This is a genomic window from Rhodanobacter lycopersici, assembly GCF_040812335.1.
Classification (GTDB): domain Bacteria; phylum Pseudomonadota; class Gammaproteobacteria; order Xanthomonadales; family Rhodanobacteraceae; genus Rhodanobacter_A; species Rhodanobacter_A lycopersici.
The window spans coordinates 82,645-106,042 of sequence record NZ_JBFOHK010000006.1; the positions used below are offsets into that span (position 1 = coordinate 82,645).

The 23,398-nt window shown below is 67.9% G+C and carries 24 protein-coding genes; 12 read left to right on the top strand and 12 right to left on the bottom strand.

The genetic code is table 11. The annotated features are described in order from the left end of the window. Positions 1-111: 111 nt before the first annotated feature. Together aroB and ABQJ54_RS18255 are read right to left on the bottom strand one after the other, a co-directional pair. Positions 112-1,206 (bottom strand): 3-dehydroquinate synthase, encoded by a 1,095-nt coding sequence (gene aroB, locus ABQJ54_RS18250; RefSeq protein WP_367855758.1) that lies wholly within the window; start codon positions 1,204-1,206, stop codon positions 112-114. Continuing rightward, on the bottom strand, positions 1,203-1,757 hold the full coding sequence (locus ABQJ54_RS18255; RefSeq protein ID WP_367855759.1) for a shikimate kinase: 555 nt from the start codon (positions 1,755-1,757) through the stop codon (positions 1,203-1,205). The genes aroB and ABQJ54_RS18255 overlap by 4 nt, the downstream gene beginning before the upstream one ends. 27 nt (positions 1,758-1,784) lie before the next feature. Here ABQJ54_RS18255 and ABQJ54_RS18260 point away from each other — a divergent pair, with 27 nt between their 5' ends. Both ABQJ54_RS18260 and ABQJ54_RS18265 read left to right on the top strand, forming a co-directional pair. Then, the gene (locus ABQJ54_RS18260) at positions 1,785-2,618 is read left to right on the top strand and encodes an NAD-dependent epimerase/dehydratase family protein (protein ID WP_367855760.1); all 834 of its coding nucleotides are present in this window, start codon (positions 1,785-1,787) and stop codon (positions 2,616-2,618) included. Between the two features lie 31 nt (positions 2,619-2,649). Then, positions 2,650-2,994, top strand: a complete 345-nt coding sequence (locus ABQJ54_RS18265) for a YbjQ family protein (protein WP_367855761.1) — start codon at positions 2,650-2,652, stop codon at positions 2,992-2,994. A 119-nt stretch (positions 2,995-3,113) separates the two neighbouring features. Here the strand turns inward: ABQJ54_RS18265 and ABQJ54_RS18270 are convergent, their stop codons facing one another. Next, a complete protein-coding gene (locus ABQJ54_RS18270) occupies positions 3,114-3,953 on the bottom strand; it encodes a kinase (RefSeq protein ID WP_367855762.1) in 840 nt (279 codons plus the stop codon). 112 nt (positions 3,954-4,065) lie between these two features. Between ABQJ54_RS18270 and pdxH the strand changes: the two genes are divergently transcribed. The 4 genes from pdxH (at position 4,066) to ABQJ54_RS18290 (ending at position 7,216) form a co-directional block, all read left to right on the top strand. Beyond that, positions 4,066-4,677: a pyridoxamine 5'-phosphate oxidase gene (pdxH, locus tag ABQJ54_RS18275; RefSeq protein WP_367855881.1), complete on the top strand. Its 612-nt coding sequence runs from the start codon at positions 4,066-4,068 to the stop codon at positions 4,675-4,677. A 13-nt stretch (positions 4,678-4,690) separates the two neighbouring features. Beyond that, positions 4,691-5,131, top strand: a complete 441-nt coding sequence (locus tag ABQJ54_RS18280) for a secondary thiamine-phosphate synthase enzyme YjbQ (RefSeq protein ID WP_367855763.1) — start codon at positions 4,691-4,693, stop codon at positions 5,129-5,131. Positions 5,132-5,447: 316 nt separating this feature from the next. Further along, entirely contained in the window at positions 5,448-6,251 is an 804-nt protein-coding gene (locus ABQJ54_RS18285) for an ABC transporter substrate-binding protein (protein WP_367855764.1), read from the top strand. Positions 6,252-6,295: 44 nt separating this feature from the next. After that, complete coding sequence (locus ABQJ54_RS18290; RefSeq protein ID WP_367855765.1) at positions 6,296-7,216, top strand: hypothetical protein; 921 nt, start codon at positions 6,296-6,298, stop codon at positions 7,214-7,216. 176 nt (positions 7,217-7,392) lie between these two features. Here ABQJ54_RS18290 and ABQJ54_RS18295 read toward each other — a convergent pair whose 3' ends face one another. From ABQJ54_RS18295 to proC, 3 genes are all read right to left on the bottom strand, one after another. Then, positions 7,393-9,522: a M13 family metallopeptidase gene (locus tag ABQJ54_RS18295; protein WP_367855766.1), complete on the bottom strand. Its 2,130-nt coding sequence runs from the start codon at positions 9,520-9,522 to the stop codon at positions 7,393-7,395. Between the two features lie 138 nt (positions 9,523-9,660). Then, positions 9,661-10,236, bottom strand: a complete 576-nt coding sequence (locus ABQJ54_RS18300) for a YggT family protein (RefSeq protein ID WP_367855767.1) — start codon at positions 10,234-10,236, stop codon at positions 9,661-9,663. Beyond that, positions 10,233-11,060, bottom strand: a complete 828-nt coding sequence (gene proC, locus ABQJ54_RS18305; protein WP_367855768.1) for a pyrroline-5-carboxylate reductase — start codon at positions 11,058-11,060, stop codon at positions 10,233-10,235. Before proC ends, ABQJ54_RS18300 begins: the two co-directional genes overlap by 4 nt. A 323-nt stretch (positions 11,061-11,383) precedes the next feature. Here proC and ABQJ54_RS18310 point away from each other — a divergent pair, with 323 nt between their 5' ends. Beyond that, positions 11,384-12,421 carry a type IV pilus twitching motility protein PilT gene (locus ABQJ54_RS18310; RefSeq protein WP_367855769.1) on the top strand — a complete coding sequence of 346 codons (1,038 nt, stop codon included), beginning with the start codon at positions 11,384-11,386 and terminating at the stop codon, positions 12,419-12,421. A 69-nt stretch (positions 12,422-12,490) separates the two neighbouring features. Further along, entirely contained in the window at positions 12,491-13,657 is a 1,167-nt protein-coding gene (locus ABQJ54_RS18315; RefSeq protein ID WP_367855770.1) for a PilT/PilU family type 4a pilus ATPase, read from the top strand. A 170-nt stretch (positions 13,658-13,827) separates the two neighbouring features. Here ABQJ54_RS18315 and ABQJ54_RS18320 read toward each other — a convergent pair whose 3' ends face one another. The 6 genes from ABQJ54_RS18320 to gshB all read right to left on the bottom strand — a co-directional run bounded on the left by ABQJ54_RS18320 (position 13,828) and on the right by gshB (position 19,530). Next, positions 13,828-15,624, bottom strand: a complete 1,797-nt coding sequence (locus tag ABQJ54_RS18320; protein WP_367855771.1) for a hypothetical protein — start codon at positions 15,622-15,624, stop codon at positions 13,828-13,830. Between the two features lie 101 nt (positions 15,625-15,725). Next, on the bottom strand, positions 15,726-16,652 hold the full coding sequence (locus ABQJ54_RS18325; RefSeq protein ID WP_367855772.1) for an aspartate carbamoyltransferase catalytic subunit: 927 nt from the start codon (positions 16,650-16,652) through the stop codon (positions 15,726-15,728). Further along, complete coding sequence (ruvX, locus tag ABQJ54_RS18330; protein ID WP_367855773.1) at positions 16,649-17,104, bottom strand: Holliday junction resolvase RuvX; 456 nt, start codon at positions 17,102-17,104, stop codon at positions 16,649-16,651. The genes ABQJ54_RS18325 and ruvX overlap by 4 nt, the downstream gene beginning before the upstream one ends. Next, on the bottom strand, positions 17,101-17,670 hold the full coding sequence (locus tag ABQJ54_RS18335; RefSeq protein ID WP_367855774.1) for a YqgE/AlgH family protein: 570 nt from the start codon (positions 17,668-17,670) through the stop codon (positions 17,101-17,103). The genes ruvX and ABQJ54_RS18335 overlap by 4 nt, the downstream gene beginning before the upstream one ends. A gap of 25 nt (positions 17,671-17,695) precedes the next feature. Next, positions 17,696-18,556, bottom strand: coding sequence for an energy transducer TonB (locus ABQJ54_RS18340; protein ID WP_367855775.1), 861 nt, complete (start codon positions 18,554-18,556; stop codon positions 17,696-17,698). Beyond that, positions 18,553-19,530: a glutathione synthase gene (gshB, locus tag ABQJ54_RS18345; RefSeq protein ID WP_367855776.1), complete on the bottom strand. Its 978-nt coding sequence runs from the start codon at positions 19,528-19,530 to the stop codon at positions 18,553-18,555. Before gshB ends, ABQJ54_RS18340 begins: the two co-directional genes overlap by 4 nt. Positions 19,531-19,875: 345 nt before the next feature. On the opposite strand from gshB, the gene ABQJ54_RS18350 reads away from it, so the two are divergent. From ABQJ54_RS18350 to ABQJ54_RS18365, 4 genes are all read left to right on the top strand, one after another. Further along, positions 19,876-20,286, top strand: coding sequence for a response regulator (locus ABQJ54_RS18350; protein WP_367855777.1), 411 nt, complete (start codon positions 19,876-19,878; stop codon positions 20,284-20,286). 22 nt (positions 20,287-20,308) lie between these two features. Beyond that, a complete protein-coding gene (locus ABQJ54_RS18355) occupies positions 20,309-20,680 on the top strand; it encodes a response regulator (protein ID WP_367855778.1) in 372 nt (123 codons plus the stop codon). Further along, positions 20,677-21,222, top strand: a complete 546-nt coding sequence (locus ABQJ54_RS18360; protein WP_367855779.1) for a chemotaxis protein CheW — start codon at positions 20,677-20,679, stop codon at positions 21,220-21,222. Before ABQJ54_RS18355 ends, ABQJ54_RS18360 begins: the two co-directional genes overlap by 4 nt. A 128-nt stretch (positions 21,223-21,350) precedes the next feature. Further along, on the top strand, positions 21,351-23,381 hold the full coding sequence (locus ABQJ54_RS18365) for a methyl-accepting chemotaxis protein (protein ID WP_367855780.1): 2,031 nt from the start codon (positions 21,351-21,353) through the stop codon (positions 23,379-23,381). Positions 23,382-23,398: the final 17 nt, after the last annotated feature.

Below are 23,398 nucleotides of genomic sequence, written 5' to 3' on the forward strand. Positions count from 1 at the left end.
CGTCCGTGGCGTCGAGCGTGAGCCGGGAGCCACAGTTTACAGGGCGTGCCACGGCTTTGTAGGAGCGGCTTCAGCCGCGACCCGTGGAGCGCCGCGCGGCTGAAGCCGCCCCTACGCGGTGGCCTCGCGCAGCACGGCCAGCACCTCCGCCTCGGCCACTCCCGCCACGATCTCGGCCTTGCCGATGCCGCGCCACAGGATCAACCGCAGCATGCCGGCGCTGTTCTTCTTGTCCAGCCGCATCAGGGCAAGCAGTTGCTCCGGGTCGAAGCCGGCGGGCACGGCGGTGGGCAGACCGATGGTTTCCAGCAGGCGCCGCAGGCGCGCGGTGTCGGCAGCCGCGCTCATGCCCAGGCGCTCGGACAGTTGAGCGGCGAGCAGCATGCCGACCGCCACGCCTTCGCCGTGCAGCAGGGTGGTGTAGTGGCCGGCGGTTTCCAGCGCATGGCCGAAGCTGTGGCCGAGGTTGAGCAGGGCGCGTTCGCCCTGTTCGGTCTCGTCGCGCGCCACCACGCCGGCCTTGTAGCGCACCTTGCGCGCGATCGCCTCGACCACGGCGTCGTCGTCGCGGGCGGCCAGTGCGTCGGCATGGGTTTCCAGCCAGGCGAAGAATGGCTCGTCGCCGATCGCCGCGCCCTTGATGACTTCGGCCAGGCCGGCGCGGTATTCGCGCACCGGCAGGGTGGCCAGCGTGTCGATGTCGGCCACCACCGCGCGTGGCTGGTGGAAGGCGCCCACCAGATTCTTGCCGGCGGGCAGGTTCACGCCAGTCTTGCCGCCCACCGAGGAATCCACCATTGCCAGCAGGGTGGTGGGCATCTGGATGAAATCGATGCCGCGCATCCAGCAGGCGGCGCTGAAGCCGGCCAGGTCGCCCACCACGCCACCGCCCAGCGCGATCACGCAGGCGTCGCGGGTGGCGCCGAGTCCGGCCAGTGCGGCCAGTGCGCGTTCCACGTTGGCGAAGCTCTTGTGCGCTTCGCCGTCCTCGATGAGGAAGCTGGACCACGAAAGGCCGTCGAGGCCGCGTGCCACGCGATCGAGGTAAAGCGGAGCCACCGTGGTGTTGCTGATGACCAGCACATGGCGGCCGCGCAGGCGTTCGCGCCAGCGTGCGGTGTCGGCCAGCAGGCCGCGGCCGATCCAGACCGGATAGCTGCGTGCGCCGAGGGCGACGTCGATGGTGGTGGGCGTGCTTGCGTTCATGCGGTGGGCGAGGGCGTGGGGAGAGGGAGTCGTTGCCAGTGGAGGTCGATCAGCGCGATGGCCTGGGCGCTGATCGCCGCGATGCCATGGGTGGCGGGCAGCGCGAGGTCGGCGGTCTCGCGGTACAGCGGCTCGCGGATGGCGGCCATCGCTTCCAGCCGTGCCCGACGGTCCACACCGGCCAGCAGCGGGCGCTTGGTGTCGTGGGCCAGCCGGTGCAGTTGTTGTCCGATATCCGCCTGCAGCCACAGCACGTAACCGCGTTCGCCCAGCATCGCGCGATTGTGCGTGGCGAGAACCGCCCCCGCGCCAGTGGCGAGCAAAACACCGTTGCACGCACTGAACTCGTCCAGCAGCGCACTCTCGCGCCGGCGGAAACCGGCTTCGCCCTCGATCTCGAACACCGTGCTCACGTCCGTGCCGGTGCGCCGCTCGATCTCGCGGTCGAGATCGACGAAACGCAGGCCATAATGCGCGGCGAGGTGCCGGCCAAGCGAGGTTTTGCCGGCGCCGGTCGGGCCAATCAGGAACAGGTTGCGCGACGGGTTCATCCCGTCACTTTAACAGCAGGTGTTTGGATGGCTGAACGAATCTTGCTGGCTGGTTGCGGTGACCTGGGCCTGCGCGTGGCCGCGCGCCTCCTGGTGCAGGGCGATGAGGTGTGGGCGCTGCGGCGGCGGCCGCCGCCGGAAGCTGTCCCCGGGCTGCGCTGGCTGGGGGCCGACCTCGCCGCACCGCACAGCCTGGGCAGTTTGCCGCCGGGCATCACGCGGGTGGTGTTCCTGCCGGCACCGGACGCGCGTGACAAGGCGGCGTACCGCAGCTTGTTCGTGGACGGTTTGCGCCATCTGCTGCAGGCGCTGGACGGCCGCGCGTTGCGGCAGGTGCTGCTGGTGTCGTCCAGCGCGGTCTACGGCGAGCACGACGGCGACTGGGTGGACGAAGACACGCCGCCGGCACCACCGGGGTTCAACGGTGAGTTGCTGCTCGAAGCCGAGCAGTGGCTGGCCGCGCAGGCCGTGCCGTCCACCGTGTTGCGCCTGGCCGGCCTGTACGGGCCGGGGCGCCTGCAACTGGTCGAGCGGCTGCGTGCCGGTGCGCAGCGCGTGCCGCGCGAGACGCCGCACTGGGCCAACCGCATCCACGCCGACGACGCGGCGGCGGCGATCGTGCACCTGCTGCGCCTGCCGGCGCCGCAGCCCGTGTACCTGGGCGTGGACGACACCCCGCTGCCGCTGGACGAGCTGTACGACTTCATCGCCCAGCTGGTCGATGCACCCTTGCCCGCCGAAGGTCCGGCGCCCACCGGCGTGGGCAGCAAGCGGCTGGGCAATGCCCGCCTGCGTGCGAGCGGCTGGGCACCCGAGTGGCCCGATGCACGCGACGGCTACGCGGCCTTGCTGGATACTTGAGCGGTCCGTCATTCCACCGAGGAGAGCCCGCATGGCCAGTTTCCCGATCCCGCACGGTATGGTCACCACCGGCAACGAACTGCACGGCTACCGCGTGGTGCGCACGCTGGGCATCGTGCGCGGTATCACGGTGCGTTCGCGCAGCGTGGTGGGCAACATCGGCGCTGCGCTGCAGACCCTGGTGGGCGGCAACATCACGATCTACACCGAGCTGTGCGAGAAGGCGCGCGAGGAGGCCTTCGAGCTGATGCTGCAACACGCCGGCGCGATGGGCGCGAACGCGGTGGTCGCGATGCGCTACGACGCCAACGACGTGGCCGAGGGGGTCACCGAGGTGCTGTCCTACGGTACGGCGGTACAGGTGGAGCCGGCCTAGGAACCCGGCAGGCTCCCTGGACCATGCCCGTAGGAGCGCACCCTGTGCGCGATTGGCTTTGCGCTTCGATCAAGGCGAAAGCATTCGCGCACAGGGTGCGCTCCTACGGGCGATCCGGGCTATGCGTGGGTGAGCCCGGTCATGTGGCGATCGTCGTCGTATTCCACGACGCTGTCGGCGAGCACGGGCAGGGTGGCCAGGGCATGGCGGCTGAGCCGCTCGTAGTGCTGCAGGAAGCGCTCCAGCGTCGCCGCGTCCATCGCCAGCGGTGCGTGCCGGGCCAGCAGCTCCTGCTCGGTTTCGCCGCGCCAGCGGCGCACCACGTCCCAGTTCGGCGCCTGCAGCACGATCAGCGCGTCGAACTTGCGCCACAGCGGCTGGTAGCCGCGCAACTGCTTGTTGACCCAGTGGCGCCAGTTGCCGTCGGCGTCTTCCTCGCGTTCCAGCCGGTTCACCGGGTCGTCCAGCGCCGCCTGCGCCTGCGGCCGGATGCCCAGCGCCCAGCCTTCCACGATCACCAGTTTCGGCGGGCGGGTGACGCGCGGCCAGCGCGAGGGTGGCATGCGCGTGTCGCGGCCCTTGTCGAAGCGCGGCCATGCCACCGGCAGTTTCTCCGAGGCCTGCGGCAGCGCGGCCAGCACCGAGAGCAGCAGCTCGATCTCGTGCGTGCCCGGCACGCCACGGGTGCGCAGCAGCGGGTGGATCTGCTGGGCCATCAGCTCGCGGTCGCTGCGCGAGTAATAGAAGTCGTCCAGCGACAGCACCTCGGTGGGCCAGCCGCGCGCTTCCGCCTGCGCCTTCATCTCGCGCGCCAGCGTGCTCTTGCCGCTGCCCTGCAGGCCGGACAGGCCGATGATGTAGGGCCGGCGCGAGCGGGCGATGCGCCCGGCGTACTGGTCCAGCAGGTGGCCGGCCAGCGAGGCGTTCGGTGCTGGCAGATGCGGCTTGGCGGCAGTCATCGGCGGCCTTCCGCTTCGGGCGGGTGCAGCCTGCTGCGGGCGCGGGTGGGGCGGGGGATTGCGGTAAGATGTGCCGGTTTCATCTGCGCCATGATGGCGCGAGCGCGCCACGATTCAAGGGAAAAGTTTCAAAGCCATGCTGAGCCCCGAGATTCTGCAGACTTTCCGGCAACTGCTGGAGGAGGCGAAGGCCTCCGGCGACCCCGAGCCGACCGCGATGAACCTGGCCACGGTGGACACCGATGGCCGCGTCGCCTCGCGCATCGTGCTGCTGAAGGGCGTGGACGAGCGCGGCCTGCGCTTCCACACCAACTACGACAGCGACAAGGGCAGCCAGCTGGCGGCGCATCCGCAGGTGGCGCTGTGCTTCCACTGGAAGCAGCTGCGCCACGGCGTGCAGGTGCGCGTGGAGGGCGTGGCGCGCAAGCTGCAGGCGGAGGAATCCGACGCCTACTTCGCCACTCGCCCGCGCGGCAGCCAGATCGGCGCCTGGGCCTCGCTGCAGTCGCAGACCCTGCCGGACCGCCACAGCTTCGACGAGCGCGTGGCGCGTTGCGAGCACGAGTTCGCAGGTCGCGAAGTGCCGCGTCCGCCGCACTGGGGCGGCTTCCTGGTCGAGCCGGACGTGGTCGAGTTCTGGTACGGCGCCGAGTTCCGCCTGCACGAACGCGTGCGCTGGAGCCGGCACGGCCAGACCTGGACCCACCGCCTGCTGTATCCATGAGGAAGTCCGTGCCATGAGCCGTTCCGTGCCCGCCGATCATGCCGGACAGCACGGTTTCACGGTGCATACGCGCGGCCGCGGCTTCACCGAGATCACCGACAAGGTCGCCGATGTGGTGGCCGCCAGCGGCGTGCAGCTTGGCATCGCCCACGTGTTCACCGCGCATACCAGCTGCTCGCTGCTGCTCAGCGAGAACGCCGACCCCACGGTGCGCGAAGACCTCGAACGCTGGCTGGCGCGCGCCGTGCCCGATGGCGACGCGATCTTCCGGCACGACGCCGAAGGTCCCGACGACATGCCCGCGCACGTGCGTGCCGTCCTCACCGGCGTGAGCCTGGTGGTGCCGGTGCATGGCGGCAAACCGCAGTTGGGCACCTGGCAGGGCCTGTTCCTGTGGGAGCACCGCCGCGACCCGCATCAGCGCAAGGTCACCGTGACCGTACTCGGGCATTGAGAGCCTGCCCCGTGCCTCTCCTTAGCCCGCGTTGCCTTGCCGTGGCCGTCAGGTGGTGGTGCGTGGTGCCGCGCCTGCCTGGCTGGCAAGTCAAGCCGCGCGCTGCCGCATGGCGGCCACGGCAAGGCAACCCGCAGGGCCGGGTCTGTTTGCGCGCATCCCTGTGTCATCACTCGGTCGTGGGCGGACGTCCACTCCTCGCTCCTCAAGGCCGAGTCCATCCATGGACTCTCCCCGCGTACCCTCGTTCTTCCTTGGCCTGCGTGCAAACAGCTTCCGGCGCGGGCTGCGGAGAGGCACGGGGCAGGCTCTGAACATGGCGGATGCCTTTCCGCGACGCATCGTCTGTCTCACCGAAGAACCCACCGAGGTGCTCTACGCGCTGGGCGAGCAGCAGCGCATCGTGGGCATCTCCGGCTTCACCGTGCGACCACCGCAAGCGCGCAGGGAAAAGCCCAGGGTCGCGGCGTTCACCAGCGCGAAGATCGGCGAGATCCTGAAGCTGGAGCCGGACCTGGCGATCGGTTTCTCCGACATGCAGGCCGATATCGCACGCGAGCTGGTCAAGGCCGGCGTCGAGGTGTGGATCAGCAACCACCGCAGCGTGGACGGCATCCTCGCCTACATCCGCCGGCTGGGCGCGATGGTCGGCGTGCACGAGAAGGCCGAGGCCTGCGCGCAGAGCGCCGAGCAGCACATCGCAAGCGTTCGTGCTGCTGCGGCACGGCTGCCGCGCCGGCCAAAGGTGTACTTCGAGGAATGGGACGAACCCATCATCACCGGCATCCGCTGGGTAGCCGAGCTGGTGCAGATCGCCGGTGGCGAGGATTGCTTCCCCGAACTGGCGCGCGAGCCGCTGGCGAAGCAGCGCATCCTCGCGAACGGCGACGAAGTGGTGCGGCGCGCGCCGGACATCATCCTCGGCTCATGGTGCGGCAAGCGCTTCCGTCCGGAGAAGGTGGCGGCGCGGCCGGGCTGGGAGGCGATACCCGCGGTGCGCGACGGCGAGCTGCACGAGATCAAGTCGCCGATCATTTTGCAGCCGGGGCCGGCGGCACTGTTCGACGGGCTGGACGCGATCCATCGCATTGTCGTGGCGTGGGCGCAGCGCTACGGCTGATCTGCATCAACCCGGTCTATCCAAGGTCAGTTATGCATGGAGGAATGGAAGTGGAAATTCTGTGCGATGCCGATATCGACCGCATTCCGATTATGGTGTTCATGGATGCCATATCCGATTACGTGATTGCTGATTTCGAAGGAAGGGCGGTATCCCCACCGAGGCAGACTGTCGGATTTCCTGCAGGCAGGATTGCTTTCACGACCGGCGGTCTTGGGCATGTGGCAGGCTTCAGGGTCTACGAATCGTTCAACTCAATCAGCCGTGCTGGCGAAGATCAAATTGTCGCTGTTTGGGACACCACGACCTGTTCACTTGAAGGCGTGTGCCTCGGGTCGCGGCTCGGTGCGATCAGAACAGGTGCGCTCGGTGGAATCGCTTTCGCTGCACTCACTCCGCCGTCCATATCAAGATGCGCGTTGATTGGAACTGGATTGCAGGCGGAGACGCAGTTGTTGGCGGTTCTCGCCCGGCGTCAGCTCGCAGAAGTTCGCGTATACAGCAGGAACAGGGCTCGCCGGGATGCATTTGTCGAACGGATGCAAGCGGTGGCGGGTTCAACCTGCATCGCTGCCTTCGACAGCGCTGAGGCAGCCGCAGAAGGCGTCGAGGCGGTGGTGCTGGCAACGAATTCCGAGACTCCAGTCATCGATCCCGCTGCGCTTGAGCAGGTCGATCACATTGCGACGGTCGGCCCCAAGTTCCGCGACGCACATGAGTTGCCTCTCCCGGCGGTGACTGGCCGGTTGATTGTTTCGGACAGCCCTCAGCAGATCCGGGCCCAGGGGCAGCGGCACATGCTCTTCGCCCACCCTGGGCAGGGTGAAGTACGACATTTGGGCGAGATACTGTCAAAAGGCCGGCCACCAGTACTCCACCGCTCCCTCTATCTTTCCGCTGGGCTTTCAGGCACGGAGGTGATTGCCTTGCATGCAGCACTTACGTATCGAAGCAATCACGTATGACGGATGATCGCATTGCGTTCGATGGCTGTATCCAGATGACCTTTGTAGGTAGTTGTTTTGGTACTCGCAACCAGTTGTAGTTGAGGTTCGATCGAAGCAGGACTGTCGCAGTGATCGCATACCCTCCCGCGCCCCTTTCCAGCGAGCGGGAAGGGGGCAAGGGAGGGCAGTGGCGCTCACCAGACCTGCACGCGATCCTTCGCGTCGCGCCACATCGGCTGGCCGGGCTTGACGTCGAACGCCTCGTAGAAGTCCGGGATGTTCGACAGCGGCCCGTTCACGCGCCACTTCGCCGGGGCATGCACGTCGCTGAGCAGGGCCCGGCGCAGCATGGCGTCGCGTTCCTCGAAGATCCACCCCAGCGCGTAACCGAGGAAGAAGCGTTGCAGCGGCGTGTAGCCGGCGATCTTCCCGCCTTTCTTGTATTCCCCGGTCTGCTTGAACGCATCGAGCCCGATCAGCACGCCACCCAGGTCGGCCATGTTCTCGCCGAGGCTGGCACTGCCGTTGATGTGCAGGCCGGGCAGCGGTTCGTAGGCATCGAACTGCTTCACCAGTACGCTGGCGCGCTGGTTGAACTTCTGCGCGTCCTCCTTCGTCCACCAGTCGGCGAGGTCGCCCTTGGCGTCGAACTGGCGGCCCTGGTCGTCGAAGCCGTGGGTGATCTCGTGGCCGATGGTCGAGGCGGCGGCGTAGCCGTACACGACGGCGTCATCGATCTCGTCATCCTTGAAACCCGGGATCATGAACTGCGCGGCCGGCAGCACGATCTCGTTGTTCGACGGGTTGTAGTAGGCGTTGTAGGTCTGCGGCGTCATGTCCCATTCGCTGCGGTCGACCGGCTTGCCGAACTTCGACACCTGGTCGTTGAAGGCCCAGCGTCGCGCGTTCATCTCGTTCTGCGCCCACGAATCGCGGCCGATCTGCAGCGCGGAGTAGTCCTTCCACTTGTCCGGGTAGCCCACCTTCTTGGTCACCGCGGCGAGCTTTTCCAGCGCCCTGGCCTTGGTGGCGGGGCTCATCCAGTCCAGTTTCCTGATGCGCTCGCCGTAGGCGGTGCGGACCGCCTCGACCAGGTCGTTGTAGCGCTGCTTGGTCTTCGCGGGGAAATAGTCCTGCACGTAGATGCGGCCGAGGATCATGCCGATGGCGCGGTTCTCCGCGCGCAGCGCGCGCTTCCAGCGCGGCTGCTGTTCCTGCTGACCGGTGAGCACGCGGCCGTAGAAGTCGAAGTGCTCGTCGTCGAAGGGCTTGCTGAGCGTGGCGGCGTAATCGTCGACAAGATGCACGCGCAGGTAGTCGCGCAGCACCGGCACCGGCGTCTGCGCGAGCAGTTTCTGCAGGCCGCCGAAGAACTCGGGCTGGCCGACGATGACGTAGGACGGATCCAGCTTCCACGCCTGCAGCTGCCGGTTCCACAAGATGCCCGGCGTGTACTTGCGGGTCAGCTCGGCGGGAGACATCTTGTTGTAGTTCTTCTGCGGATCGCGCAGGTCGGCCAGCGGGCGCGACACCTTGGCGAGCGCGGTCTCGAACGCCATCACCTTGTCGGCGCTGGCGCTCGCCGCGGCATCGTCCTCGCCCAGCAGCTTGAACATGTGCTGCAGATGCACGACGTAAGCCGCCCGCACCTTGGCCACGCCGGCCTCGGTGTTGAAGTAGTAGTCGCGGTCGGGCAGGCCGAGCCCGCCCTGGCTCAGGTGGACCGCCATCACGTCGCTCTGCTTCTCGTCCTGCTGCACGCCGAAGTCGAACAGCGCGTCGACGCCCAGCGGTTGCAGCGCGAAAGCTTCGTCGAGCGCACCCGGCGCGTCCTTGATGGCGTCGATGCGGTCGAGCTCCGGCTTCAGCGGCGCCAGGCCCTCGCGCTCGGCCAGGCCGGTGTCCGTCGCCGTGCTCCAGAAATCACCGATCTTCTGCTCGTCGCTGCCCGCTGCGGCATCCTTCTTCGCGGCGGCATCCTCGCTGATCTTGCGCAGCTTGCCGTACAGATCCTCCTGCACCAGCTTGCCGATGCCCCAGGTGGCTTCGGAGGCAGGGATGGGATGCTTCTTGAGCCATGCGCCGTTCGCGTAGCTGAAGAAATCGTCGCCGGGATTCACCGAGCTGTCGACGTTCGCGGCGACCACATCCGCCTTGGTCGCGGGAACCGTCGCTGCCGTCGCGGCGTGGGCCGGGGCGGTGGAGGCAATGGGCGCGGCAGTGTTCGATGCCTGCGGTGGCGTCGCGCTGTTGCAACCGCCGAGGGCGATGACGACGGACGCGGCCAGCAGGCAACAGGTCGGGCGGTGTGGGCTCGCTTTCATGCGCAGGGTTCCGGAAGAATGTCGGCGCATGCTAGCGGATCGGGGGGGCGGCCGGATCGGGCCGGTGGCGTGACTTTCGACGTGGGCCAGCGGCCTGGACGTCCTGCGGCGACATGCATCGCCCCTCGTTTGTGGGGATCAGCCCACCACCGCCAACTGCATCCCGAAGTCGAGCAGCGGCTGCGCCACCAGAATCCGCGCCAACAGCAACCCGATGATCACCACGGTCGGCGAGAAATCGATCATTCCCACCACCAGCCGCCCGCGCAGCGGTCGCATCAGCGGGTCGACGATGACGCCGAGCAGGCGCTGCAGCGGCTGGCGCTGGTCGGGGGCGAACATGCTCATCAGCGACCAGCCGAACACCAGCACCAGGTAGAACAGCAGCGCGAAGTCGAGCAGCTCGGCCAGCGACAGCACGACCAGGCCGAGGATGTGCGGCACCAGCCCCATCAGCGCGAACAGCACCAGCCGCTTCAGCAACATCGCCAGCCAGGCCACCAGCAGGGCGGCGAGGTTGATGCGGCGCCAGTTCGGCAGCACGCGGCGGATCGGCGCCAGCACCGGATTGGTGGTGCGGTAGATGAACTGGCTGAGCGGGTTGTGGAAATCCGCGCGGCAGGCTTCGGCGGCGAGGCGCAGCAGGAACAAGGTGGCGACGGCGTCGAAGGCCAGTTCGACCAGCAGCGCGATGGCGTTGAGGAGGTAGCTCACGAGTGCGATTCCTGATCCAGGGCGTCGGCCAGTTCGGCGCCGCGACGGGTGGCGGCGGCGATGGCGCGTGCGGTGATGCGCGGCAGGCCATCCGCGGCGAAGCTTTCCAGCGCGGCCTGGGTGGTGCCGTTCGGCGAGGTGACGCGTCGGCGCAGCTCGGCAGGATCCTCGCCGCTTCCCTCCAGCATGCGGCCGGCGCCGAGGCAGGTCTGCGCGGCCAGCGCACGGGCGGTCTCGCGCGGCAGGCCCTGCGCCACGGCGGCCTCCTCCAGCGCCTCGACCAGGGCGAAGAAGTAGGCCGGACCGGAGCCGGAGAGCGCGGTGACGGTGTCCATCAGCGCTTCGTCGGCGATCCAGCGGGTGATCCCGACGGCGTCCATGATGTGCTGTGCCTGCGCCCGTTGCGCGGGACTGACCCGGCCGTTCGCGCACAGGCCGGTGGCACCGGCGCCGATCAGCGCGGGGGTGTTCGGCATGCAGCGCACGATCGGCAGCGCGCCCAGCCAGCGTTCGAGCTGATCCAGCCGCACACCGGCGGCGATCGAGATCAGCAGCGGGCGCCGGCCCTGCAGCGCGATGCGCAGTTCGCCATGCACCTTGGGCATGGCCTGCGGCTTCACCGCCAGCACGATGACGTCGGCGTCGGCCACGGCCAGCCGGTTCTCGGCCCAGGTGGCCACGCCGAAGTCGCGGCCCAGCCGCTCGCGGGTTTCGGCCAACGGGTCGGCCACGCGGATGTCGGCGGGCGCCAGGCCGGTGGCCAGCAGGCCGCCGATCAGGCTGCGGGCCATGTTGCCGCCGCCGATGAAGGCGATGCGTGTCATGCGAAAACCCTGGATGATGGAGACGGCCGCATACCTTACCGGAGCCGGCGCCGACATGCGCCCTCAAACACGCTGCGCCCTGCGCCGAAGGCGTGCCCGAGCCCGCGCAGCGACTGCTTCGGGCATCCTTTGGTGACCGGGTGCGCAAACCGCCGCGAAAGCTGGCCGCGCGACCCGTGCCGCGAGTAGTATCGGCTCGCTGCAAGGGGGAGCCGGATGGCCGGGCCGCGTTCGCGCGTTGCGTCGCGTGCCGTGCCCGCACATCGCCTTTCCGCTGCAGCCATCGCCACAGCATCCTGACGACCGGTTGAGGGGAACCCCTGATGGACATCGCCGAACTGCTTGCCTTCTCGGTGAAGAACAAGGCATCGGACCTGCACCTTTCCGCCGGCCTGCCGCCGATGATCCGCGTGGACGGTGACGTGCGCCGCATCAACATCCCGGCGCTGGAGCACAAGCAGGTGCACGCACTGGTGTACGACATCATGTCGGACAAGCAGCGGCGCGATTACGAGGAATTCCTGGAGACCGACTTCTCGTTCGAGATCCCCGGGCTGGCGCGTTTCCGCGTCAATGCGTTCACCCAGAACCGCGGCTCCGGTGCGGTGTTCCGTACCATTCCCTCCGAGGTGCTCACGCTGGAGGACCTCGGCTGCCCGCGCATCTTCAAGGAACTGATCGAGCAGCCGCAGGGCCTGATCCTGGTGACCGGCCCCACCGGCTCGGGCAAGTCGACCACGCTGGCGGCGATGGTCGACCACATCAACAAGAACGAATACGGGCATATGCTCACGATCGAGGATCCGATCGAGTTCGTGCACACTTCGCAGAAGTGCCTGGTCAACCAGCGCGAAGTCCACCGCGACACGCACGGCTTCAACGAGGCGCTGCGCTCGGCGCTGCGCGAGGATCCGGATTTCATCCTGGTGGGCGAGTTGCGCGACCTGGAGACCATCCGCCTCGCGCTCACCGCCGCGGAAACCGGCCACCTGGTGTTTGCCACCGTGCATACCAGCTCGGCGGCCAAGACCATCGACCGCATCATCGACGTGTTCCCCGCGGGCGAAAAGCCGATGGTGCGCTCGATGCTGTCCGAGTCGCTGCGCGCGGTGATCTCGCAGTCGCTGCTGAAGAAGACCGGCGGCGGCCGCATCGCGGCGCACGAGATCATGGTGGCGGTGCCGGCCATCCGCAACCTGATCCGCGAGGACAAGGTGGCGCAGATGTATTCGGCGATCCAGACCGGCCAGCAGTTCGGCATGCAGACGCTGGACCAGTGCCTGCAGGACCTGGTCAAGCGCGGCCTGGTGTCGCGCCAGGAGGCGTCCGGCTACGCCAAGAACAAGGATCTGTTCCGGTAAGCGCCGGCAGGCATGACCGCGGCTTCGCGGCCGTTCCATTGATTTGCGTCTCCCGGAGGAGACAGGACCATGAGCGACTTCGACTTCACCTCCTTCCTCAAGCTGATGGTGCACAAGCAGGCTTCGGACCTGTTCATCACGGCTGGCGTGGCACCGTCGATGAAGGTGCAGGGGCGCATCGTGCCGATCACGCAGAGCCCGCTGTCCATCCAGCAGTCGCGCGACATGGTGCTCAACGTGATGACGCCCTCGCAGCGCGAGGAGTTCGAGAAGACCCACGAGTGCCAGTTCGCGATTTCCGCGCAGGGCGTGGGGCGTTTCCGCGTATCGTGCTTCTACCAGCGCAACTGCGTGGGCATGGTGCTGCGCCGGATCGAGTCGAAGATCCCCACCATCGAGGAACTGAACCTGCCACCGGTGATCAAGCAGCTGGCGATGACCAAGCGCGGCATCATCATCTTCGTGGGCGGCACCGGCACCGGCAAATCCACCTCGCTGGCGTCGATGATCGGCTACCGCAACCAGAACTCGACCGGGCACATCATCACCATCGAGGACCCGATCGAGTACGTGCACAAGCACGAAGGCTGCATCATCACCCAGCGCGAGCTGGGCATCGACACCGACAGCTGGGACAACGCGCTGAAGAACACCCTGCGCCAGGCGCCCGACGTGATCATGATCGGCGAGGTGCGCACGCGCGAGACGATGGAGCACGCGATCAACTTCTCCGAGACCGGCCACCTGTGCCTGTGCACGCTGCACGCGAACAACGCGAACCAGGCGATGGACCGCATCCTGCACTTCTTCGCGGAGGATCGCCGCCAGCAGTTGTTCATGGACCTGTCGTTGAACCTCAAGGGCGTGGTGGCGCAGCAGCTGATTCCCACCCCTGATGGCAAGGCGCGCCGCGTGGCGGTGGAGATCCTGCTGGGCACGCCGCTGGTGCAGGACTACATCCGCCAGGGCGAGATCCACAAGCTCAAGGACGTGATGAAGGAATCCAACCTGCTCGGCATGAAGACCTTCGACCAGAGCCTGGTCGAGCTGTACCACGCCGGCGAGATCAGCTACGAGGATGCGCTGCGCCATGCCGACAGCGCGAACGAGGTGCGCCTGCGCATCAAGCTGGCGCAGGGCGGCGACGCGCACACGCTGTCGCAGGGTCTGGAGGGCGTGGAGGTGGAGCAGGCCCGCGGTGGCGACAGTTTCGGTGGTGGCCTGTTGCACCGCTGAGCTGTGCCCCTCGGGAGGAGTCCGATGCTGCTGTAGGAGCGCACCCTGTGCGCGATGGCTCTGATGTCGATCGGCGCCAGAGCCATCGCGCACAGGGTGTGCTCCTACAAACCCGTAGAAACGAAGAGGGTGCCCGCGGGCACCCTCTTCGTTTCGGCATGTAACCGGGTTTATTTCAGCGTGGTCTGGCTGGTGATCACGATGCCGCTGTCGTCCACGTGCATCTCGGCGTCGATGCTGTCCACGCGTTGCGCCTGAGCCTCCATTGCGGCGAACTGCGCCTTGGAGCGGGCCGCGTCGGCGGCGGCCTGGGCTGCCTCGTCGGCCGGCGTGGTCTCCCCGTTGATCGTGGGTTCGTCGCTCTTGCTCATCTCGGCGGCTGCGGCGGCGAGGCTGTCGGATTTCATCTCCATGAATTTCAGCCAGTCCAGATACATCGCGCCGCTCAGGTGCATGCGCGCCATCTGGCCCGGTTCGCCGCTCGGGTCGTGCAGCGTGCCGGTGAGCCTGGCGTCCTCGCCGGCACCTATGCCCAGTGCGAGTGCCTTGTCGTCCGTGGCCAGCCATGCCGGCTCGCCGAGCATGGCGATCATGTCCTTGGGCAGCGCCACCGGCGCGCCGGTGGCGGCCGGTTTCAGCGTGGCCAGTGCCGGCACCATCATCTGGCCCGTGGCGAGCAGGCCGGCGGGGTCGCTGGTGCCCAGCACGATGCGGCCGGTGAAGTCGGGCAGGCTGCTGGTCTTGTCGGCACTCAGCGTGTCCAGGGCGATGCGCAGGCCCAGCAGGTTGCCGAACGGCGGGATCGCCGCCTTCGATGCCGTCTCGCCCAGCTTGGCGAAACCGTCGTTGAGATCGACCAGCATCGGGCAAGTGAACGGCTTGGCTGCCACCGCATCGGCCTGGGCCGACCAGAACTTGCGCAAGTCGGTTACCGGCAGCGCGATGCTGAGGTCGAACGGCGCCGTATTGCCGCCGCTGCCCAGCCCGGGCAGTTCCACCTTGAGACCGCTGAAGGCCTTGGCGATGTCGTCGGCCAGCGCCAGGTCGAAGCGACCGTCCTGGTGCTTCGCGTCCAGCCGGGTATAGCCGAAGCTCATCGACGGCACGCGCGCGGCGATGCGGCTGGCTTCGGGGGCGCAGCTGGGCGAGGCCTTCAGGAGGTTCGCCACCGGTTCGCCGGTCTTGGCAGACTCGGTGCTGGCGTGGGCCTTCTCGATCGCCGCGATCAGCGGATCGTTGCCGGAAACTACCAGCGGCAACGCACGGGTGAGGTCGAGCTGGCCGACCAGCCACTTCGCGTAGCCCTTGTCCCTGGCCAGCGCGGTGAGGCGGCCATCGTCCTGCAGGCTCTTGGCCGGGCGATCCAGGCCCAGCACCTGGCGCAGCAGCGGCATGGCGGCATCGGCGGGAAGGATCGCCGCCACCATCTGCTTGCCGGCCACGGCGAGAACCAGCTGGGTACCGGACGCGGCGAACACCTGCCGGCGGTAGCCCTGCGTGCCGATCGTGGCGGTATCGAGCTTCTTGCCGTAGGCGGTTTCCAGCCGGCCCACGAAGCCATCAAAAGCCTGGGGGTTGCTCAGCTCGATGCGCAGCACTGGCGCCATGCCTTCGCCGTAGAGCGCGAAACGGCCCTTGAGATCGAGGCCATTGGCCTGGGCGAAGCTTTCGATGGTCTTGCCCTTGAACTCGGCGGCGAAGGCGCGCACCAGGCGCGCGGCATCCGGATCGTTGACCTGTTCGCGCGCGGCGAAAGCCTCCATCTGGGCGACTTGCGACGGCAACTGCAGGTCGGCCTGGGCGAGCAGCGCCTGGCGCGTGTCGTCATCCAGCACGGCCAGGTTGGCGACCGCATACGGCGTATCCGCCGGCACGAAGGCCAGCGGCGCGTTCTTGTCCTTGTGCGAGCAGGCCGCCAGCGCGACGCAGGCCAGCCCCAGCGCGATGAAGCGCGTCCTCGATTGCATGGTGTTCCCCGGGTGGTGAATGCCGCAGCGCGCATTATGCCCGCTTTGCGGCTTGCTGCGATGCAAAATGGACGGCCATCTGCCGCCAGGATAGGGGGCGCTCAGCGCGCCAGCAGCTCGGCCAGCACGGCCATGCGCACGAACACGCCGTTGGCCACCTGTTCCAGGATGCGCGACTGCGCGCCGTCGGCCACTTCGTTGGCGATCTCGATGCCGCGGTTGAGCGGGCCCGGGTGCATCACCAGGCAGCCCTTGGCGGCGCGGGCGAGGCGGCGCGCGTCGAGGCCGTAATGGCGGAAATAGGCGCCCTCGTCGGGCAGGTCGGTGGCCGCCATGCGTTCTTTCTGCAGGCGCAGCATGATCGCCACGTCGGCACCCTCGATGGCGCTGTCGAAATCCTCGGTGTAGCGGCACTGCGGGAACTCGGAAGCCTCCGGCAGCAGCGCGGCGGGGCCGCAGAAGCGGATCTCGCCCACGCCCATCGCGCTGAGCGCATGTACGTCCGAGCGCGCCACGCGCGAGTGGCGGATGTCGCCGCAGATCGTCACCACCAGGTTCTCGAAATCCGGCCGGTGCTGGCGGATGGTCAGCGCGTCGAGCAGGCCCTGGGTGGGATGGGCGCGGTTGCCGTCGCCGGCATTGACCACCGACACGCCGCTCATGGCGTGGCGCACCAGTTCTTCCGGCGTGCCGGAAACCTTGTGGCGCACCACGATCGCGTCCAGGTGCATCGCCTCCAGCGTGTGCAGGGTGTCGTACAGCGCCTCGCCCTTGGCGGTGGAGGAGAAGCCGATGTCGAAGTTGATCACGTCGGCGCCCAGCCGGCGTGCGGCCAGCTCGAACGAGGTGCGGGTGCGCGTGGACGGCTCGAAGAACAGGTTGAGCACGGTGCGCCCGGCCAGCGTGTCCAGCTTGCGGGTGCCGTGCGCGCAGGCGTCGCGCAGCGCGATGGCGCGGTCGAGCAGGCGTTCGATGCTGGCGCGCGGCAGATGTTCCAGCGTGGTGAGGTGGCGCAGGCGTGGGCTCATGGCGTGTGTGCTGGAGAAGAGTCGGAAGGAAAGGGGGCCGCAGTCAGCCAGCGTTCGAGGATCACCGCGGCGGCCTCGGCATCGATGGTGGCGGCATCGCGGCGGCGCTTCAGGCCGGCGGCACGGGCGGCGGCGAAGCGGCGTGCGGCCTCCTGCGAGCTGTGGCGTTCGTCCACCAGCGTCACGGCGGTGTCGTAGCGCGACTTGAGCTGTTCCGCGAAGCGGCGGGCGCGGCGCGTGGCGGGCTGGTCGCCGCCGTCGAGGGTGAGCGGCAGGCCCACCACCAGGGTCTCGGGCAACCACTGTGCGCGCAGCGCATCCAATGCGGACCAGTCCGGTGCGCCGTCGCGCATCGCCACGGTACCCAGCGCGCGGGCACTGGCGGCGAGGCGATGGCCCACGGCGACGCCGATCAGCTTGCTGCCGACGTCGAAACCAAACGCGCAGCTCATGCGTGGCCCGCGTAGCCGGGCAGCTGCAGCGGATCGACGCCGACCAGGCCGGCAGCGGCGCTCCAGCGGTCCTCCAGGGGGGTGTCGAACACGACCCGCTCGCAGGCCTCGGCGGTGAGCCAGGCGTTCGCCATCAGCTCCTGCTCCAGCTGGCCGGCGTCCCACCCCGCGTAGCCCAGCACCATGGTCGCCTGGCGTGGGCCTTCGCCGGCGGCCATCGCCACCAGGATGTCGCGCGAGGTGGTCACCGACCATGAAGCGTTGATGCGGTAGCTGGACTCCCAGTGGCCGGGCTCGCGGTGCAGCACGAAGCCGCGCTCCTGTTGCACCGGACCGCCGATCAGCACCGGCGCGTCGGCCAGCTCGAGGTCGTTGCATTCCAGTTTCATCTGCGCCAGCACGTCGCCGAAGCGGTACTGCGAGAGCTGGTTCACCAGCAGGCCCACCGCGCCTTCCTCGTTGTGCTGGCAGAGCAGGGCCACGCCGCGCGAGAACGGCGGCTCGGCCAGGCCCGGCATGGCGATCAGGAAGTGGCCGGTGAGGGTGGGCGGTTCGGTGCGGCTCATGCGCACATTGTAAGCCCGCGGGTTGTTACTTGCTGGTCAGCACGCCGCCGGGCAGGAACTGCCAGGTGCGGGTGATATAGAGCTCATCCACCTTCGCCTCGGCGGGCAGCGGCGGGAACGGTGCGGCCAGCCGCACGATGCGTTCGGCAGCGGCGTCCAGCAGCGGCTGGCCCGAGCTGCGGATCACGTCGATGCTGTGGATGCTGCCGTCGCGGTTGATGCCCACGGTGAGCAGCAGGTCGCCGTGCAGTTCGCGCCGGCGCGCCTCTTCCGGGTAGTTGAGATTGCCCACCCGCTGCACGCGGTCGGACCAGCCGCGCATGTAGGCGGCGTAGACGTATTCGCGGGTGTTGGCCGAGATGTATTTCTTGCGCGGTCGCTTGGCGTAGGCCTCGGTCTGGTCGCGCAGCTCGGCAGCGAGCTGGGCCATCTCCTGCTGGCGGCGCAGGTCCTGGGCGTTGGGCGCATCCTGCGGCGGCACCTCGGTCTGCGCGGTGTCGCTGGCCACGCTGAAGCGGCTCTGGCCGCGGGTGGTGACCATGCGCTGCGGCGTGGCCTCGCGCGGCTGCGGCGTGGCGGCGGCGACGTTCTGCATCGCGGTGCCGGGATCGGGCTTGGGCAGGGCGCCGGAGAACGGCTGCGAGGGCCGCGCCGCATGGTTGCTCTGGCCGCCGCCGCGGTTGTTCGCCTGGGCCAGGAAGTCGGCCTGGTCCGGTGCTTCGCGGTTGGCCACGTTGACCAGGGTCACGTCCAGCGTGGGCAGGCTGGGCGTGGGTTTGGCAAAATGGAAGGTGATGCCCAGCAGCAGCACGCCGTGCAGCAGCAGCGAGAACAGCAGGGTCGCGCCGATCGGATCGGCGGCAGGGCGTGCGGCGGCGGAACTCACGGAGCGCGGCTTCCAACAGGGTGTTGCTCGATGGCGTCGAACAGCAGACCCGCGATGTTAAGACCGAACTGCGCATCCAGCTCGCGTGCGCAGGTCGGCGATGTGACGTTGATCTCGGTGAGCCAGTCCCCGATCACGTCCAGGCCGACGAAGCGCAGCCCGCGCCGGCGCAGCTCCGGCGCCACCTGGGCCGCGATCCAGCGGTCGCGTTCGCTGAGCGGTACGCCTTCGCCGCGGCCGCCGGCGGCGAGGTTGCCGCGGAATTCGTCGCCCTGCGGGATACGCGCCAGCGCGTAGGGCACCGGTTCGCCGTCGATCAGCAGGATGCGCTTGTCGCCCGCGCTGATCGCCGGGATGAACTTCTGCGCGATGGCGAACTGCCGCCCCTCGCCGTGCGGGCCGCCGGCCAGCAGGGTTTCCAGCATGGAGTTGAGGTTGCTGTCGCCGGCCTTGACCTTGAAGATGCCGCGCCCGCCCATGCCGTCCAGCGGCTTCAGCACCGCCTCGCCGCATTCGGCCACGAAGCGGCGCAGTTCGGCGGGATCGCGCGAGACCAGGGTGGGCGCGCAGCATTGCGGGAACTGCAGGGCGAACAGCTTTTCGTTGCAGTCGCGCAGTGACTGCGGGTCGTTCACCACGGTCACGCCAGCGCGCTGGGCGGCCTCCAGCACCATGGTGTCGTAGATGAACTGGGCGTCGACCGGCGGGTCCTTGCGCATCAGTACGATGTCCAGCTCGCGCAGGTCGCGCCACTGCGGGTCGCCCAGGCTGAACCAGTCATGCATGTCGTCGCGCACGGCGAGCGACCGCAGCCGCGCCCACGGCATGCCGTCGCGCAGTGCCAGGTCACCCTGCTCCATGTAGTGCAGGGTGTGGCCGCGACGCTGAGCCTCCAGCAACATGGCCAGGCTGGTGTCCTTGGCCGGCTTGATCGCGCCGATGGGGTCCATCAGCACCGCGACCGAAAGGGGCATCGTGATTCTCCACAGCAAGGTTTTGCGGCGCAGCGCGCCGACAACGGGAATGATGATGTTCGCCGACGCCGCCGGTCGCGACAAGCGCGTCCCCCGTCCGTGTGCCGCGCAGGGTTCAACGCTGCCGATGAAGGTCACATTGCGCGCTGACCGGGCGCTTTGTAACGCGAATGTTGCTTGACGCGATGGCAGGCAGGCAGTAAACAACGAAGCCTGAACATCCCGCCGCAGAGCGGGTGTTGCGGAGTCCGGTATCGGGTTGTCTTGTCATGTGCACCGGCGGCATGCTTGTTGCCTGTCTTGGTGGCTGTCCTGGACCCAACTTTGGGTGACAGGGGGGGAGTAATGAATCTGAACGCGAACGCGAATGGTCTGGCCGGCCTGCGGGTCATGGTGATTGATGACTCCAAGACTATCCGTCGCACGGCAGAGACCCTGCTGAAGAAGGAAGGTTGCGACGTATTGACCGCGGTGGACGGTTTCGAGGCGCTGGCCAAGATCGCCGACCAGAAACCCGCCATCATCTTCGTCGACATCATGATGCCGCGGCTGGACGGCTACCAGACCTGTGCGCTGATCAAGAACAACCCGCAGTTCCGGGCCACTCCGGTGATCATGCTCAGTTCCAAGGACGGCCTGTTCGACAAGGCGCGCGGCCGTGTCGTGGGCGCGGAGCAGTACCTCACCAAGCCATTCACGCGCGACGAGCTGCTCGGCGCCATCCATCACCATGTCAGTACGGTACCCAGCCGCTGACCGCAGATTCTCGGGGGAACCTGTGGCCGACATCCTCATCATCGACGACTCGCCGACCGACGTGCGCGTGCTCACCACGCTGCTCGAACGGGCGGGTCATCAGGTCGCCTCCGTCGGCAATGCCGAGGAGGGCATCGAGCGCGTGCGCAGCATGCCGCCCGCGCTGGTCATCATGGACGTCATCATGCCCGGCATGAACGGCTTCCAGGCCACCCGCACGCTTACCCGCGATCCGGCCACGTCCGAGGTGCCGATCGTGATGATCACCACCAAGGCGATGGAGACCGACCGCGTCTGGGGCCTGCGCCAGGGTGCACGCGCCTTCATCACCAAGCCGGTGAACGAAGGCGAATTGCTCGCCTGCATCAACCAGTTGTTGTCGAGCGCGGCATGAACGCACCGTCCGGCCTCACCCCGTTCGAGACCCTGGCCCGCTACGAGCGGCTGTCACTGGCGCATGCCTCGGATACCCGCGAGCGGATGGACGCGCCGGGCCTGTGGCGCGGCATCGGCTACCGCGTGGGGCCGCGCACCCTGGTCAGCGAGATCGGCGAGATCAACGAATTGCTGGCGATGCCGCCGCTCACCACGGTACCCGGCACCCGGCCGTGGCTGCTCGGCGTGGCGAACGTGCGCGGCAACCTGATGCCGGTGGTGGATTTCGGCCGCTTCCTGTTCGACGAGCGCACAACGCTGACCGATCGCGCGCGCCTGCTGGTGGTGCGCCAGGGCGGCGGTAGCGTGGCCCTGTTGGTGGATGAGGTGTTCGGTCAGCGCACGATGGACGAGGAACAGCGGGGTACGGTGGAACAGGAGGACGACCCGCGGCTGGCGCGCTTCGCCGAGCAGCGGGTGGGCGAGGGGGAACAGCAGATGGCGATATTCAGCATGAGCCGGTTGGTGCGGGCACCCGATTTCCGCCAGGCCGCGGCCTGATCCGCGGCGGCCGCATGCAGCAGGTCCGGTGCCATCAGGGGCCGGAAACTCCAAGGTGGCAGGTCTTTGGGTCCGTTCCCGTCCACGGTGACGAGGCTGATCCGGCGAAGTAGACGGATGAGGTGAACATGAGCACTACAGGGGGCGTCGGCAAGGAGCGTGGCAATACCGCACTCATTGTCCTGTTGCTGGTCGCGATCGGCTTTGCGGCACTGGATTTCTGGCAGCTCAACGTGAAGAACGGCGAGGACCGCCAGGCCGTCGCGCTGACCACGCAGATCCAGGTGCTGTCGCAGCAGACCGCGAAATTCGCGCTGGAGTCGTCCGACGGCAACGCCGATTCGTTCAAGGAGCTGGAAAGCACCCGCAACGCGATCGACTCGGCAGTGCGCCGCCTGGACAAGGGCGACCCGGCCACCGGCATGCATGCCTATGCCGACAACAACGCCTCGCCGGTCGGCCGCGCGACCAGTGCGCTGGACGGCGCCTGGAAGCAGCTGGACGGCGACATCGGCCAGATCCTCTCGAACAAGGCGGTGGTGCTCGACTCCGCCCAGCGCGCGGCCACCGTGTCGCAGCAGATGCCGCTGCTCAATTCCAGCATGGACCAGGTGGTCAACATCCTGCAGCAGCGCAACGGCAGTGCCGAGCAGATGCTGGGCACCTCGCGCCAGATGCTGTCGGCCGACCGCATCATCCGCCGCGTGCAGGAAGTGCTGCAGGGCGGCGACAACGCCCAGGCCGCCGCCGACGGCCTGCAGCGCGACGCCCAGCTGTACGGCAGCGTGCTGCAGGGCCTGAACGAGGGCAACGCGGGCAGCGGTGTCAAGCCGATCGGTGACGCAAACGCGCGCAAGATCCTCACCGGCATGCAAGACAGCTGGAACCAGTTGGGCGACCCGCTGGCCAAGCTGGTGGCCGCTTCGGGCAACCTCGCGGCGGTGAAGCAGGCCGGCAACAAGGCCTCGCTGGATTCGCAGTCGGTCCTGCTGCGCGCGAACGATCTCGCCGAGCAGGTCGGCAAGCTGCCGCTGCGCCGCCTGTTCCCTAACGTGTGGTGGGGCCTGCTGGCCGCGATCGGCGCGGTGGCCTTCGCCCTCTTGCTGGTGGTCAGCCTGGTGCGCGACCAGCGCCGCCGCTTCGCCGAGAGCACCTCGCTCAACCAGCGCAACCAGGAGGCGATCATGCGCCTGCTGGACGAGATGGGCGCGCTGGCCGAAGGCGACCTGACGGTGAAGACCACGGTGACCGAGGAGATCACCGGCGCGATCGCTGACTCGGTGAACTACGCCATCGACGAGCTGCGTACCCTGGTGACCACGATCAACGAGACCTCCGAACAGGTCTCCTCGTCGGCGCAGGAAACCCAGACCACCGCCCGCCACCTGGCCGACGCGGCCGAGCAGCAGGCGCAGCAGATCAGCACCGCGACCAGCGCGATCAACCAGATCGCCAGTTCGATGGACCACGTGTCGAAGAATTCCGCCGAGTCGGCCGACGTGGCCGAGCGCTCGGTGCAGATCGCCTCGCACGGCGCCGAGGTGGTGCGCGAGACGATCTCCGGCATGGACTCGATCCGCGACCAGATCCAGGAAACCTCCAAGCGCATCAAGCGGCTGGGCGAATCCTCGCAGGAGATCGGCTCCATCGTGGAACTGATCAACGACATCGCCGAGCAGACCAATATCCTGGCCTTGAACGCGGCGATCCAGGCGGCCTCGGCCGGCGAGGCGGGCCGCGGCTTCGCGGTGGTGGCGGACGAAGTGCAGCGACTGGCCGAACGCTCCACCAGCGCGACGAAGCGCATCGAGACGCTGGTGCAGACGATTCAGTCCGATACCAACGAAGCGGTGAACTCGATGGAGCAGACCACCGCCGAAGTGGTGGCCGGCGCACGCAAGGCGGAGGACGCCGGCAGCGCGCTGGGCGACATCGAGCGCGTCTCGCACGATCTGTCCGCGCTGATTCAGAACATCTCCAGCGCGGCGCGCCAGCAGTCGGCGGCGGCCACGGATATTTCACAATCGATGAACGCGATCCGGGAGATCACCTCGCAGACTTCGCAGGGTGCCAGCCGTACCGCCGATTCGATCGGTACCCTGGCGCAGCTGGCCAGCGACCTGCGGCGTTCGGTGGCGCACTTCAAGCTGCCGGGCTGACGGTGACCTACGGGCTG